The following is a 237-nucleotide window of genomic DNA, read 5'->3' on the forward strand; positions in this document are numbered from 1 at the left end:
CGGCTCCTCATCACCGCGGTCGACGACGACTACATGACGCCCAGCGCTTTCTTCGGCTTCCTGCCCGCCCCCGAGCCGCCGGAGCGTCACGTGTCGGCCGAGCATCCGCTCACCCTGCGCGGCATGGTCGCCCGTCACCGTCGCACGCTCACCTCCGTGCCCTCCGAGACGCTGCGGCGCGAGGCGGCCGCGCAACTCGCCGTCCTCGCCCGCGAAGGCGTGCCGGGCGCCGATCCG

At 74.3% G+C, this 237-nt stretch carries 1 protein-coding gene; it reads left to right on the plus strand.

Features of this window, described 5'->3' with window-relative positions:
* Nucleotides 1-237: hypothetical protein (locus tag SB658_RS27420; RefSeq protein ID WP_410603709.1), on the plus strand; the 237-nt coding region annotated here is incomplete at both ends.

This window comes from Bacillus sp. SIMBA_008 (genome assembly GCF_046535495.1).
Taxonomy (GTDB): domain Bacteria; phylum Bacillota; class Bacilli; order Bacillales; family Bacillaceae; genus Bacillus; species Bacillus subtilis.